We start from the raw sequence: 13,288 nt of genomic DNA, 5'->3' as shown, positions 1-13,288 counted from the left end.
GCGCCCCAACGTCACGACTCCGTAAGGGTGACCCCTAGGCCTTGGGGGGCTTGACGGCGATGTCGAGGTAGAAGGCGTCGATGCTGCGCACCGCCGTCTCGAACTCCGCCAGGTTGACGGGCTTGGTGACATAGGCGTTCGCGTGGTGCTGGTACGCGCCGTTGACGTCGTCGGGTGCGACGGACGTGGTCAGTACGACGACCGGGATGGTCCGCAGCTCCGCGTCCTCCTTCACCACGGCGAGGAACTCGCGCCCGTTCATCCGGGGCATGTTCAGATCGAGCACGATGAGGTCGGGGCGCTCGTTGTCCGGGTCGCGCAGGTAGTCCAGGGCCTCGATGCCGTCGGAGACCTTGGTGAGATTGCGCGTACCGCGCTCGGTGAGGGCGTCCTGGATGAGCATCGCGTCGGCGACGTCGTCCTCGACCAGCAGCACGTCGTACGGGCGGATTGCGGCGGCAGCCATGATTCAGGAGCTCCGGGGTGTGGGGCGGGTCGAGTGGTCTGTGCTGCTGGTGATCAGCCCGGGCCAGCGGCGCCGAGCCCCTTGGCGGCTCATGCTCACGGCCCGGCCGATCTCCGGGTAGCCGGCGCCGCTCTCGGCGGCAGCGTGGGCGGCCTGGTCCTCCAGGTGTCTGACGGTCTGCTTGACGCCTGCGAGTACCCGCAACCGCAGCAGAGCATGCCAGCGGGCCTCGCCCGCCGCGTCGACGGGGTCCGGTGGGGGGCCGGCGGTCGCCTGGGTGAGCAGCCGGGTCAGTTCGTCCACCACCTGGGTCACCAGTACGTCCGTATCCCCGCTCGCGGGACCGGGAGGGGGAGAAGGCATGGGGCCACCCTAGGGCGTTGATCCACGATGGGACAACATGCGTTGTCGGGCCCCGGGTACAGTGTCGTTGCCGCGCGCCGAGGTGCGGCCCGCAACGGCCGGCCGAGGGAGCAGCGCACCGCGATGACAAGCAAGCCGTCAGGCGCCGTGGGCGCGTTCGCCGGCTGGACGACCCGGCGCTGGCTGCGGGCGGGCGTGGCCGCCACCCTGGTCGTCCTGACGGTACTGGGGTCGCTGGGCGGATGGGCCATATGGCGTACCTCACAGATCACGACCGCGCTGGTGGACCGGCGGTCCCCCGCCCTGATCGAGTCGATGCGGCTCGAGGAGGCGCTGGTCAACCAGGAGACCGGCATCCGTGGCTACGGCCTCTCCGGCCGGCGGGACTTCCTGCAGCCCTACACGCAGGGCGTGGCCGGCGAGCAGGCGGCGCTGAAGCGGCTGCGGCCGCTGCTCAGCGACGACGGCCGGGCCCGCGCCGACCTGGCCGAGGTCGAGAAGCTCGCCGGGACCTGGCAGGAGCGCATCGCCCGGCCCGTCTCGGTGGCCTCCCCCGCGCAGGCCGCGATGATCACCACGGCACGGGCCGGCGAGGGCAAGACGGCGTTCGACTCCCTGCGGCGCGCGATGACACGGCAGCAGGCCCACCTGGCACAGGAACGGACGGCGGCCACCCGTCAGCTGCGGCAGGCCGTGACCCTGCGGAACTGGATGTTCGCCATCATCGCGGGCGTCATCGCCCTGGTGGCCGGACTCGTCTTCGAAGGCCTGCGACGCGGTGTCACCGGCCCGCTCAGCAGGCTCGGCTCCGCCGCTCGTGACGTGGCGCAGGGCCGCTTCGACCGCTCCCTCGACGGCACCGGCCCCGCGGACCTGCGCCGGCTCGCCGCCGACGTGGAGGCGATGCGCCTGCGCCTGGTGGCGGAGCTGCGGTTCAGCGAGGAGGCCCGCGGGCTGCTGGACGAACAGGCGGAGGACCTCAAGCGGTCCAACACGGAACTGGAGCAGTTCGCCTACGTCGCCTCGCACGACCTCCAGGAACCGCTGCGCAAGGTGTCCAGCTTCACCCAGCTCCTGCAACGGCGCTACGGCGGACAGCTGGACGAGAAGGCCGACCAGTACATCGCCTTCGCCGTCGACGGCGCCAACCGCATGCAGAGCCTCATCAACGACCTGCTGGTCTTCTCCCGGGTCGGCCGCGTCCACAACGAGCAGCGGACCGTGGACCTGGAGGAGGTGCTGAGCACGACGACGGACGACCTCAGCGTGCGCGTCGAGGAGACCGGCGCCGAGATCACCCACGACCCGCTGCCCACCGTGCTCGGGGACGCGACCCAGCTGGGCATGCTGCTGCAGAACCTGCTGTCCAACGCGATCAAGTTCCACCACCCCGACCGGCCGCCGCGCGTCCACATCGGCGCGACGCGGGCCGAGGGGACCTGGGAGTTCGAGGTCCGCGACAACGGCATCGGGATCGCGCCGGAGTTCCGGGAGAAGGTCTTCGTCATCTTCCAGCGGCTGCACACCAGGGACGCCTATCCGGGCACCGGCATCGGGCTGGCGATGTGCAAGAAGGTCGTGGAGTTCCACGGCGGCACCATCTCGATCGACCCGGACCACCGGCCCGGCACCCGCGTCCTCTTCACCCTTCCCGCCCTTTCCGCCCCCGCGGCCGCGACGGCCGTCCCGGACAGAGAGACACAGTCGTGACCGGTCCAGCCACAGGCCGCGCCGAGCAGTACGACGTCCTGCTGGTGGAGGACGACGACGGGGACGCCCTCCTGGTCGAGGAGCTGCTCCACGACACCGGTCTGCCGCACACCCTGACGCGGTGCCACACCGCCGCCGAGGCACACCGGGCACTCGCGGCCGGCCCCGTCGACTGCGTCCTGCTCGACCTGCACCTGCCCGACGCCTCCGGGGTGGAGACGATCCAGACCATCCAGGCCGACACCCACGCCGCGATCATCGTCCTGACCGGCCTGGACGAACCCCGCGCCGGAGTCGATTCCCTCGCCGTCGGCGCCCAGGACTATCTCGTCAAGGGCAAGGTCGAACCCGACCTGATGCAGCGCGCCGTCCGCTACGCCGTCCAGCGCAAGCAGGCCGAACTCGCCAACGCCGCCCTCCAGATGGGACGGCTGCGCGCCGAGGAGAACGCCCGCCTGGAACGCGGGCTGCTGCCCGAGCCCCTGCTGTCCTCGACGGCCGTCACCGCCTCCAGCCGTTACTACCCCGGGCGGACCCAGGCCCTGCTGGGCGGTGACTTCCTCGACGTCGTCCAGACCGACGACGGCCAGGTCCACGCGATCATCGGAGACGTCAGCGGGCACGGCCCGGACGCCGCCGCGCTCGGGGTCTGCCTGCGCATCGCCTGGCGCGCGCTCACCCTCGGCGGACATCGCGCCCAGCACCTGCTGCACCTGCTGGAACAGATACACATCGCCGAACGCGCGGGCAGCGACCTGTTCACCACCTGCTCCCTCATCACCCTGGACCCGCGGGCCGCCACCCTCACCCTGCACCTGGCCGGCCACCACGAACCCCTGATCGTCACCCCCGACGGCACCCGGCAGGTCACCGCCGCCCACGGAATCGCGCTGGGCATCGCACCCGGAGTGGGCGACTGGCCGGCCACCACGTTGGCGCTGCCCGCCGACGGAGCGCTCATCGCCTACACCGACGGACTCATCGAGGGCTTCGCGGACGGGACCGGCGCCCGGCTGGGAGTCGACGGCCTGCTGCGCATCATCGACACGCTGCACACCCCCGACCCCGGTACCCACCTGGACCGGCTCATCGCCCGCACCCGTGCTCTCAACGCGGACCGCCACACCGACGACCTCGCCGTGCTGCGTCTGGACTGGAACACGAGCGGGTCCGCAGGCCCGGCTCACTCCTCCTGAGCGGTCTTCGCCAACTCCGCGTTGAACTGGGCGCCGACCAGCAGGGCCAGGTTGGACAGCCACAGCCAGATCAGGAAGATCACGACGCCGCCCAGCGAACCGTACAGCCGGTGGTAGCTGCTGACATGGGAGGTGTAGATGGTGCAGCCCAGCGAGACGACCAGCAGGAGAACCACCGCCAGCACACCGCCCGGCGCCATCTTCCCGACGGGGCGGGAGGACTCGGGGCCCGAGTGGTAGAGGACGAGCACCGTGACGACGGCGACCGCGACCACCAGCGGCCACCGGAGCGCGTGCCAGGCGGCCTGCGGTCCGGTGCCGAGATCCAGCGCCCGGCTCAGGAAGCCGATCAGGCTGCCGCTGAGGAACAACGCCAGCACGGAGGTGAGAAGCAGCAGGATCAGGACCAGGGCCGTGGTGACGATGCGCGGCGCGGTCCGCCACAGCGGCCGCTGCGAGCTGATCCGGTTCATGGCGTGCAACGCCCGTCTGAAGACGCCCAGATAGCTGGATCCCGACCACAGCGCTCCCACCCCGCCCAGGAAGATCAGCGTCCAGGCCGCCGACGACTGTCCGGCCATCTGCCGCAGGGTGCTCCGCAGCAGGGCACGGGACGCGAGCGGGGCGGCCTGCGCGATGCGCTCGATGACCTCCGGTCTGGCCGTGGGGATGGTCAGCCCCAGGACCGAGAGGATCACCAGCAGTACGGGGAACAGGGCCAGGACCGCGTAGTAGGTCAGCGCCGCGGCCCAGTCCGTGACGTCGTCGTTCCAGACGGACACCGGGGTCCGGCGCAGCGCCGCCCACCACCGAGCCGTACGACCGCCCGCATCATCCATGAGACGGATGCTCTCACTCCCTGGTGCCCGGTACGGCCGGCAGTCGGCTCAGTGTCGTTGGACGGCCCGGACATGGAGATGGTTCAGGGCGTCCACCACCACGGTGTTGTCGTGCCAGAGCAGCCAGCGGCCCACCTCGCCGCCGAGCTGCTCCAGAGCGGCCAGCTGGGCCGGTGCGAGTTCGTGCAGCGGGTGCTCGTGGTGCGCGGAGATCATGCCGATCACGGCGCCCTTCGGGCTGACCAGGGGGACACTGTGGCAGGCGCGGCTGCCGGCCTGCAGGATCGTCTGCCGGGAGCCCTCGTCGAAGGTGTCGCAGGAGCGGACGTCCTTCACGGTGACCTGCCGGGCCTCCTCGGCCGCCTGCGCGCACGCGGTGGTCCCGCTGTCGACGAAGGTGAAGTAGTCGGTGAAGCGCCGGTTCAGCCCGGTGTGCCGCACCATGCGCAGCAGCCGGTTCTCCACCAGCTGCACGTTGCCCATCCGGGTACCCGTGATGCGCAGGGTGCGCCGCAGCGCGGCATCGAGGACCGCCCCCTGGCTCTCCGGGCGGGTTCCGTCCGGGCGCAGGGCGGCCAGCGGGGGCGGGCCCGCCTGCGGCCGGCCCGTCACCCATCGGGGGGCCGTCGCCTCGGGGACCGGAAGCCGGACGGCGGCGGCGGCGAGGGTGTGCAGCTTGAGGTTGAACCGCTGGGAGGTGTCGCGCAGCAGCTCGAACGTCTCCTCGCGCGACGAGAGTGGGTAGTACGTCAGCAACAGCTCCTCGGCGCGGGCCACACCGGCACGCGCCAGCCTCCTGTTGCGCTCGTCCGTGATCCGCTGTTCCTCGGCTTCGGCCGCGTCGGTCGGCGGCGGAGCAGGGGTGTTGGGGTACTCGGCCACAGGCAGACCTCCTCGTCCGGCAACGGGATCACGGCGCCGCGCGGCCGCTCGCGCCGGAACACCGTGCCAGGATGTCCGCAGCCCGCAGCGCCCGCTCGGCCCTCACCGTACGCATGCCCGCTGAACGCTCCGGCAAGGCCACCTGCTCCCGCCATCCCCCTCCATGGTGTGCCGGAGTCGCCCGCAGCGATGAGTTCCGGCCGGGGCGGGAGTCTGTTCCGGTGACCGTCGTAGGCCGTCGGCCGTACGACGATGCCCGGTACCCGACACCACGGAGGACACCATGACCGCCACGCCGGACGAGCCGATCACCGCGCCGCCCGGGCGCCCGCCCGTGGTCGACCTGGCCGCCTGGCAGGCCGCCCGGGACGAGCTGCTGGTCCGCGAGAAGGCCCACACCCGTGAGGGCGACGCGATCGCCGCGGCCCGCCGCCGGTTGCCGATGGTGGAGTTCGACGGCACGGTCGAGGTCGTCGGAGCCGACGGCCCGGTCCCCTTCCTCGACCTGTTCCAGGGCCGCGACGAGCTCGTGGTCTACAAGCACATGTGGCACGACGGCGCGCCGCACCAGGGGCAGTGCGAGGGCTGCACCACCACGGCCTGGCACCTGAAGGACGCCGTCTACCTCAATGCCCGCGGTGTCTCGTACGCCGTCCTGACCACGGGCCGGTGGGACGAGGTGGCCCCCTACGTCGAGTTCATGGGCTACACCCAGCCCTGGTACTCGGTGCGCGACGTGGACGGCCCGGCCGGCGGCGACATGGGTCACCTCACCAGCTACCTGCGGGACGGCGACCGCGTCTTCCTCACCTACTCCACCACGGGCCGTGGCAACGAGCGGGTCAACGGTTCCCTCGGCCTGCTCGACATGACGCCCTACGGCCGCGGCGAGACATGGGAGGACAACCCCGAGGGCTGGCCGAAGGGGGACAGCGCCTGCTGGTCCTGGCGTTCGGACGCGGACGGCAACGCCACCTGGGGCCCGACCAGCCGCCCGGTGCCGCAGTGGTCCCGCCCCGGCGCGACCCCCGTGCAGACGCTGGGCCGGCACGGCCACCACCACTGACACCGGCCGGGTCCGCGTCAGGTGCCGGCACGGTCAGGCGGGCTGCCACAGTTCGATGCGGTTGCCCTCGGGGTCGGTGACCCAGCCGAACCGTCCGATCCCGTCCATGTCCTGCGTCTCCCCGGCCACGTCCGCTCCCGCGGCGCGGAGCTGGGCGAGCATGGCGTCGAGGTCGCGGACCCGGAAGTTCAGCATGGTCTGCTGGGTGAGGGAGCCGAAGTAGTCGGTCCCGGACTCGAAGGCCGCGAAGACCGTGGGGCCGGCCTGCTGCTGCCACAGCCCGTGGTCGTCGATGTCCAGACCCAGACAGTCGCGGTACCACGCGGTCAGGGCCGCCGGGTCCGCGGCCCGCAGGAAGTATCCGCCGATTCCAAGCACACGTTCCATGCCGTCATCCTGCCAGCACGGCGAGTGCGGGCATCGGCGGCGGTCGGTCGTGCGCGCTGTGGTTCCGCACGGCCGGGGCGAGGAGGTCCGCCGGCTCCGGTCCGCGACTTGCCCCAAAGGGCATGATCATCGTGCTCCGGAGCAGGTCGGCGGCCGAATTCTGACCAGCGGCCGGGATCCGGGGCAGGAGTAGCCTGCCACGCCGTCCCCAAGGAGAGCCGCCACGTGCGTTCCATCCTCCCTCTCGCGCTCGACTGTGTCGTCGGAGCACTGGAGAAGACCCCCGGACCGGCCGGGATCGCCCTGCACCGGGCTCCCGGCCCCGGACGCGCCCAACTGGCGGGCACCGGCTACGAGATCGTCAGCACCATGCCCTCCGGGGTACGGCTGGAGATGCTCACGGACGCCACCGAGATCGAAGTGGACGCCCGGCTCACCCAGGTCGTGATGGCGGGATCCGAGCCCTCCGACGCCGTCTTCGACCTGGTCGTCGACGGCGAGCTGCGGGCCCCCGTCACCACCTCCGAACAGACCCTCGTCCACGTCGACCCGGCCACCATGGCCCTGGACGACCAGCCGGCCCCGCCCGCCACCGTACGGTTCACGCCCGGCGCCGAACCCCGGGAGCGCCGGGTCGAGATCTGGCTGTCCAACGCCCGGGCGACCCAGCTCGTCGACGTACGGGTCCCGGAGGGCGCGTCGGTGCGCCCGGCCCCGGCGAGCGGCCCGGTGTGGGTGCACCACGGCAGCTCGATCAGCCAGTGCTCGGAGGCGGACCGCCCGACCGGCACCTGGCCGGCGATCGTCGCCCGGCGCGCGGGCCGCTCCCTCGTCAACCTCGGCCTCGGCGGCGAGTGCCACCTCGACCCCTTCATGGCCCGGGCCATCCGCGACCTGCCCGCCGACGCGATCAGCCTCGAACTGGGCATCAACATCGTGGCCGGCGACACCCTGCGGGAGCGCACCTTCGTGCCGGCGTTCCACGGCTTCCTCGACACCGTCCGCGACGGCCACCCGGACACACCGGTCCTCGTCGTCAGCCCCATCGTCTGCCCGGCCGTCGAAACCACGCCCGGCCCCACGCTGCCGGGCACCGACGGAAAGGTCCACACCCTCGACCGCCCCGCCGAACTGGCGGTGGGGGCACTGACGTTGGCGCGCGTCCGCGAGCTGCTGACCGAGCACGTGGAGCGTCGCCGGAAGGCCGGTGACCACTGTCTCCACGTCATCGACGGCACCACCCTCTTCGGCCCCGAGGACATCGCGGACCTCCCCGACGGCCTGCACCCGAACCCGGCCGGCTACGCCCGGATGGCCGAACGCTTCCTGCCCCGGGCGTTCGGCGAGGCGGGGCTGCTGCGGTAGGACGGGGGGCCGCACGGGCCGGTCCCGTGACCGGCGTTCACGGCCCGACTGGACCCGCAGATTTAACCGCGTACCCCTTGATGCGTCATTTCTACGCGCGTAACCTCAGCCGGTCGCATGGATCCCACCGGTCGAAAGCACGTCATGTGCCCTTGGCCCGGCGGACGTTGAAGGAGTCATCCTCGTGCAGATTCACAGACCCAGCGCATCGCGGGTAGCCGGTGCCGCGTTCGTGGCCGCGGCGGCCACGGCGGCCGTCATCGTGGCACCGCTGCCCGCCGCGTTCGCCACCCCGTCGGCGAGCGCGGTCATCTCGGAGGCGTACGGCGGCGGAGGCAACTCCGGGGCGACCCTCACCAACGACTTCGTGGAGCTGGCCAACCGCTCCACGGCGGCCTACCCGCTGGACGGCTACAGCGTCCAGTACCTCCCGGCCTCCGCCTCCGCGAGCTCGCCGTGGCAGGTCACCCCGCTCACCGGCGCGCTCCCCGCCGGGGGCGACTACCTGGTCGGCGAGGGCGCGGGCGCCGGCGGCACGACCGCGCTGCCGACCGCCGACGCGACCGGCAGCATCGCGATGTCCGCCACCGCCGGCACCGTGGCCCTGGTCAAGGGCACCACCGCGCTGACCTGCAAGACGGCCGCCGACTGCACCGGCGACGCCCGTGTCGTGGACCTCCTCGGCTACGGCAGCGCAGTCGTCCGCGAGGGCAGCGACGCACCGGCGACGAGCAACACCACCTCGGTGTCCCGGGCCGCCTCGCTCGCCGACACCGACGACAACTCGGCCGACTTCACGGCCGGTACGCCCACCCCCACCAACAGCGCGGGCGACACCGCGAGCGGCGGCAGCGGCGGTGGCCCCGGCGGCCCGACCGCGCCCGGCGCCTTCCGCATCCACGACATCCAGGGCACCACCCGGATCTCGCCCCTCAAGGGCCAGAGCGTGGTGGGCGTCCCCGGCATCGTCACCGCCGTCCGCACCACCGGCAGCAAGGGCTACTGGATCCAGGACCCCACTCCGGACGCCGACCCCGCCACCAGCGAGGGCCTGTTCGTCTACACCGGCTCCGCCACGCCCACCGTCTCGGTCGGCGACTCGGTCCTGGTCAGCGGCAAGGTCACGGAGTACTACCCGGCCTCCGCAGCCCAGTCGGTCACCGAGCTGGGCAGCCCGGTCTCCACCACCCTCTCCACCGGCAACGCCCTCCCGGACGCGATCGCGCTCGACGCCGCCACCATCCCGGGCGCGTACACGCCGACCGACAACGGCGGCAGCATCGAGGGCCTGACCCTCCAGCCGACCGTCTACTCCCAGGACTTCTACGAGTCCATAGAGGGCATGCGCGCCTCGGTCTCGGACGCCCGCGTGGTCGGCGCGACGAACACCTACGGCGAGATGTTCGTGACGGCCAAGCCGCACGAGAACCCCACCCAGCGCGGCGGCACCCTCTACGGCGGTTACGACCAGCAGAACACCGGCCGTATCGAGATCGTCTCGGCCGACGGAACGACCCCCGTCCTCAACGTCGGTGACCAGCTGGCCGGCACCACCACCGGCCCGGTCGACTACTCCGACTTCGGCGGCTACCTGCTCGCCCCCTCCGCGGCCACCACCGGCACGGCCGTCGACAACGGTCTCGAGCAGGAGGTGACGCGCAGGCAGACCCACGACGAGCTCGCGCTCGCCACCTACAACGTCGAGAACCTCGACCCGACCGACAGCGACGACAAGTTCGCCCGGCTCGCCAAGGGCGTCGTCAAGAACCTCTCCTCGCCCGACATCGTCACCCTGGAGGAGATCCAGGACGACAACGGCGCCACCGACGACGGCACCGTCTCCGCCGAGGCGACCCTCAAGAAGTTCACCGCCGCCATCGTCGCGGCCGGCGGCCCGAAGTACTCCTGGCGGTACGTCGACCCGGTCAACGACAAGGACGGCGGCGAGCCCGGCGGCAACATCCGCCAGGTGTTCCTCTTCAACGCCAAGCGGGTCTCGTTCGTGGACCGCGCCTCCTCGGGTGACGCCTCCACCACGGCCGTCTCGGTGGTCGAGGACCGCAAGGGCCAGGCCCACCTGTCCGCCTCACCGGGCCGGATCGACCCGGCCAGTGCCGCCTGGACGGACAGCCGCAAGCCGCTGGTCGGCGAGTTCGTGTTCCAGGGCCGGACGGTCTTCGTCATCGCCAACCACTTCATCTCCAAGGGCGGCGACGACCCGGTCCACGGCCGCTACCAGGAGCCCACCCGTTCCTCGGAGACGCAGCGGCGGCTCCAGGCGCAGGAGGAGAACGCCTTCGTCGAGTCGCTGCTCGCCGCCGACCCCAGGGCCGAGATCGTGGCCGCCGGTGACCTGAACGACTTCGAGTTCTCCGACGCCGTCAAGACCCTCACCGACGACGGCAACGACCTCACCGACCTCATCAACACCCTGCCCGTGTCCGAGCGTTACAGCTACGTCTACGACGGCAACAGCCAGACCCTGGACCACATCCTGACCAGCCCCGCCATCACCCGCTACGACTACGACGTGGTCCACATCAACTCCGAGTTCGCCGACCAGGCGAGCGACCACGACCCCCAGGTCGTCCGGATCGACGTGAAGCACTGCGGGTGGAAGGCCCACCGGCCGAAGCCGCACAAGAGGTAACGGCAACCGGTGCCACCCGCGCATCCCGCGGTCGCTGTCGCAGAACCCGCCGGGCCGGGAGGCTGGGAGGAGAACCCGGATCCCGACGGTGAGGCGGTGGTCGTCATCGCGCGCGTCACCCAGGAGGCGATCGTGGTCAACCTCCCCGGTCTGTACGCGCTTCCGGCCGACGGGGGATGACGGCCCCGCCCCGCCGCCGTGACTCAGGTGCGTGGACCGGCTTCCAGGAAGCCGTGGAGGGAAGCGGTCAGGCGGGTGACGAAGGCGTCGCGGGCCCGGTCGGTGACCAGGTCGAGGGACAGATAGGGGTTGAGGTCCTCCAGTTCGACCAGGAGCAGGGCACCCTCCCGGGTTCGGCAGGCGTCCACGCGCTGGACGCCGTGGTCGAGCGTGTTCCAGTCGATGAAACGCCGGGCGAAGACGAGATCGGCTTCGCTGGGCTCGTACGGTTCGAGGACCCAGCGGCGGCCGGGGTCGGGGGCGTACAGCGCGTACTGGAAGGCGTCGTCGACGTAGTAGAAGGACACCTCGTAGCGGAAGTCGACGCGTGGCTGGACCAGGATGTCGCCGTAGGCGAGGCCGGCCAGCCGGTCCCGGGCCACGAAGGTCAGACCTATGGAGTCCGCTCCCGTCCTGGGCTTGACCGCGTACTCGTCGCTCTCGGGCAGGCGGTCCAGATGCTCGGGCCGGTCGGCGGTGGGGATGACCGGGTATCCGGCCGCGGTCAGATCCAGCAGGTATCCCTTGCCGGCCATGTCGCCCCGCCCGTGCAGCGGGTTGTAGACCCGGGTGCCGCGCGCCGTGGCCCGGTCGCGGAAGGCGTCGTACTCGCGCTGGTAGTGGAGTACCGGACCGCTGTTGCGGACCACGACCGCGTCGAAGCGGTCCATCAGGGCCGCGGCGTCCAGCGGATGGCACAGGGCGATGTCGAAGTCCGCGCGGAGCCGGGCGGTCAGGAACACGTCCTCGTCGCCGTACCGACGACCCCGCGCCGGGTAGGCGAGGTCGGTCACGTACAGGAGGCTCGGGCGGGCTGGCATGGCGCTTCTCCTCGGCCGGTGGTCACGTCTGCGGTCAGCCGATGGTGGCACGCTCCCGGCGGGGAGCCCCGCCGCCCCCCGATCCGGCCGGCGGGACACCGATGGGCCGTCCGGCCGCTGAGGGCCACGCCCGGGGGCCGGCGGCCCGGACCCGTGCGCCGTGGGCCGACGGTTTACGACCGGAGGCGGGCGCCCGGGCCCAGGTGGGCGGTGACCTCCCCGGGGGCGAGGGGGGAGTGGTCCGCGGAGCACCGGACGACGACGCGGACCGGTGCCTCGCAGCCGGTGTGGCGGATGTCCAGCGGGGGGCTCTCCCCGGGGTCGAGGGCGTATGTCTCGCCCCACTGGGTCAGCGCCATGAGGACGGGCCACAGGTCCCAGCCCTTGCGGGTCAGCCGGTACTCGTTGCGGGCGCGGCTGCCGGGCTCCCGATAGGGGACGGTCTTCAGGATGCCGGCCGAGATCAGCTTCCGGAGGCGGTCGCTGAGGACCGCCTCCGACAGGCCGATATGCCGGTGGAAGTCGTCGAAGCGCCGGACCCCGTTGACGGCGTCACGCAGGATCAGCAGCGTCCATTTCTCTCCGACCACGTCGAGCGTGCGCTGGACGGGGCAGTTCTCCGTGCTCGCCTCAAGCCACTCCATGACGCCATCGTAAGGTCCTGGCTTCGTCATTGACAGTCAGCTGACCGAGAAGCTAGCTTCGTTTGAAAAAGTCAGAGGGAAAAGCCAGACGGAAGGGCTCAGTGCTGTGGGACGGACGCGTACGTATGAGTGGGACGATCCCGCGGTCCTGGCGGACGCCGCCGGACGCATGGCCGGTATCGACTTCCTGCGCGAGCTGCAGGCGGGCCGGCTGCCGAGCTCGCCCATCAACCACACCGTCGACTTCGCCCTGGACGAGGTGGAGCCGGGGCGGGTCGTCTTCTCCCTGATGCCGGGCGAGGAGCACTACAACCCGATCGGCAGCGTGCACGGCGGCATCTTCGCCGTCCTGCTGGACTCGGCCGCGGGTTGCGCCGTGCAGTCCACCCTCCCGCAGGGGATGGCTTACACCTCGCTCGACCTGACCGTGAAGTTCCTGCGCCGCATCACCGTGGAGACCGGCACGGTGCGCGCCATCGGCACCGTGATCAACAAGGGTCGTCAAACCGCCCTCGCGCAGGCACAGTTGGTCGACGGAACGGACCGGCTGCTGGCCCATGCCACCAGCAGCTGCATGCTCTTCCCGGTGCCGCCCGCGCGCTGAGCGGCGAGCCGGAGCAGCCCCGGCGCGCCGGTTCGCGGCGCCCGGAGCCGAGCGCGCCCCGAGGCGACCGCGGGGC

Annotated in this window: 13 protein-coding genes and 1 pseudogene; 7 read left to right on the top strand and 7 right to left on the bottom strand. The window is 71.6% G+C overall.

The window, feature by feature from the left end; genetic code table 11:
• Positions 1-34 precede the first annotated feature (34 nt).
• Together ACZ4N4_RS10245 and ACZ4N4_RS10240 are read right to left on the bottom strand one after the other, a co-directional pair.
• Positions 35-466 (bottom strand): response regulator, encoded by a 432-nt coding sequence (locus ACZ4N4_RS10245; RefSeq protein WP_467586561.1) that lies wholly within the window; start codon positions 464-466, stop codon positions 35-37.
• A 3-nt stretch (positions 467-469) separates the two neighbouring features.
• A complete protein-coding gene (locus tag ACZ4N4_RS10240) occupies positions 470-829 on the bottom strand; it encodes a hypothetical protein (protein ID WP_467586558.1) in 360 nt (119 codons plus the stop codon).
• A 123-nt stretch (positions 830-952) separates the two neighbouring features.
• Between ACZ4N4_RS10240 and ACZ4N4_RS10235 the strand changes: the two genes are divergently transcribed.
• Positions 953-2,539: a sensor histidine kinase gene (locus ACZ4N4_RS10235; RefSeq protein ID WP_467586556.1), complete on the top strand. Its 1,587-nt coding sequence runs from the start codon at positions 953-955 to the stop codon at positions 2,537-2,539.
• Positions 2,536-3,735: a PP2C family protein-serine/threonine phosphatase gene (locus ACZ4N4_RS10230; RefSeq protein ID WP_467586553.1), complete on the top strand. Its 1,200-nt coding sequence runs from the start codon at positions 2,536-2,538 to the stop codon at positions 3,733-3,735. Before ACZ4N4_RS10235 ends, ACZ4N4_RS10230 begins: the two co-directional genes overlap by 4 nt.
• Here ACZ4N4_RS10230 and ACZ4N4_RS10225 read toward each other — a convergent pair.
• Both ACZ4N4_RS10225 and ACZ4N4_RS10220 read right to left on the bottom strand, forming a co-directional pair.
• Positions 3,723-4,574 carry a YihY/virulence factor BrkB family protein gene (locus ACZ4N4_RS10225; RefSeq protein ID WP_467586550.1) on the bottom strand — a complete coding sequence of 284 codons (852 nt, stop codon included), beginning with the start codon at positions 4,572-4,574 and terminating at the stop codon, positions 3,723-3,725. The two genes, ACZ4N4_RS10230 and ACZ4N4_RS10225, sit on opposite strands and share 13 nt — an antisense overlap.
• Positions 4,575-4,622: 48 nt before the next feature.
• Entirely contained in the window at positions 4,623-5,456 is an 834-nt protein-coding gene (locus tag ACZ4N4_RS10220; RefSeq protein ID WP_467586548.1) for a GAF and ANTAR domain-containing protein, read from the bottom strand.
• Between the two features lie 283 nt (positions 5,457-5,739).
• Here ACZ4N4_RS10220 and ACZ4N4_RS10215 point away from each other — a divergent pair, with 283 nt between their 5' ends.
• Entirely contained in the window at positions 5,740-6,522 is a 783-nt protein-coding gene (locus tag ACZ4N4_RS10215) for a DUF899 domain-containing protein (RefSeq protein ID WP_467586545.1), read from the top strand.
• A gap of 33 nt (positions 6,523-6,555) precedes the next feature.
• On the opposite strand, the gene ACZ4N4_RS10210 is transcribed toward ACZ4N4_RS10215, so the two are convergent.
• Positions 6,556-6,909, bottom strand: a complete 354-nt coding sequence (locus ACZ4N4_RS10210; RefSeq protein WP_453566593.1) for a VOC family protein — start codon at positions 6,907-6,909, stop codon at positions 6,556-6,558.
• 225 nt (positions 6,910-7,134) lie between these two features.
• Here ACZ4N4_RS10210 and ACZ4N4_RS10205 point away from each other — a divergent pair, with 225 nt between their 5' ends.
• The 3 genes and pseudogenes from ACZ4N4_RS10205 to ACZ4N4_RS10195 all read left to right on the top strand — a co-directional run.
• Complete coding sequence (locus ACZ4N4_RS10205; protein ID WP_467586540.1) at positions 7,135-8,274, top strand: SGNH/GDSL hydrolase family protein; 1,140 nt, start codon at positions 7,135-7,137, stop codon at positions 8,272-8,274.
• 184 nt (positions 8,275-8,458) lie between these two features.
• Complete coding sequence (locus ACZ4N4_RS10200; protein WP_467586537.1) at positions 8,459-10,924, top strand: endonuclease/exonuclease/phosphatase family protein; 2,466 nt, start codon at positions 8,459-8,461, stop codon at positions 10,922-10,924.
• Between the two features lie 66 nt (positions 10,925-10,990).
• Positions 10,991-11,104: pseudogene (locus tag ACZ4N4_RS10195) on the top strand (cupin domain-containing protein); the annotation flags it as partial.
• A 23-nt stretch (positions 11,105-11,127) separates the two neighbouring features.
• Here ACZ4N4_RS10195 and ACZ4N4_RS10190 read toward each other — a convergent pair.
• Together ACZ4N4_RS10190 and ACZ4N4_RS10185 are read right to left on the bottom strand one after the other, a co-directional pair.
• Positions 11,128-11,964: an ATP-grasp domain-containing protein gene (locus tag ACZ4N4_RS10190; protein WP_467586533.1), complete on the bottom strand. Its 837-nt coding sequence runs from the start codon at positions 11,962-11,964 to the stop codon at positions 11,128-11,130.
• Between the two features lie 173 nt (positions 11,965-12,137).
• Positions 12,138-12,608, bottom strand: coding sequence for a winged helix-turn-helix transcriptional regulator (locus ACZ4N4_RS10185; RefSeq protein WP_467586530.1), 471 nt, complete (start codon positions 12,606-12,608; stop codon positions 12,138-12,140).
• 106 nt (positions 12,609-12,714) lie between these two features.
• On the opposite strand from ACZ4N4_RS10185, the gene ACZ4N4_RS10180 reads away from it, so the two are divergent.
• Positions 12,715-13,212, top strand: a complete 498-nt coding sequence (locus tag ACZ4N4_RS10180) for a PaaI family thioesterase (protein ID WP_467586527.1) — start codon at positions 12,715-12,717, stop codon at positions 13,210-13,212.
• Positions 13,213-13,288: the final 76 nt, after the last annotated feature.

The sequence above is a fragment of the Streptomyces sp. NPDC026538 genome, from assembly GCF_055567535.1.
Note: the sequence above shows the minus strand (reverse complement) of the source record. Positions and strands in the feature narration are given on the sequence as shown.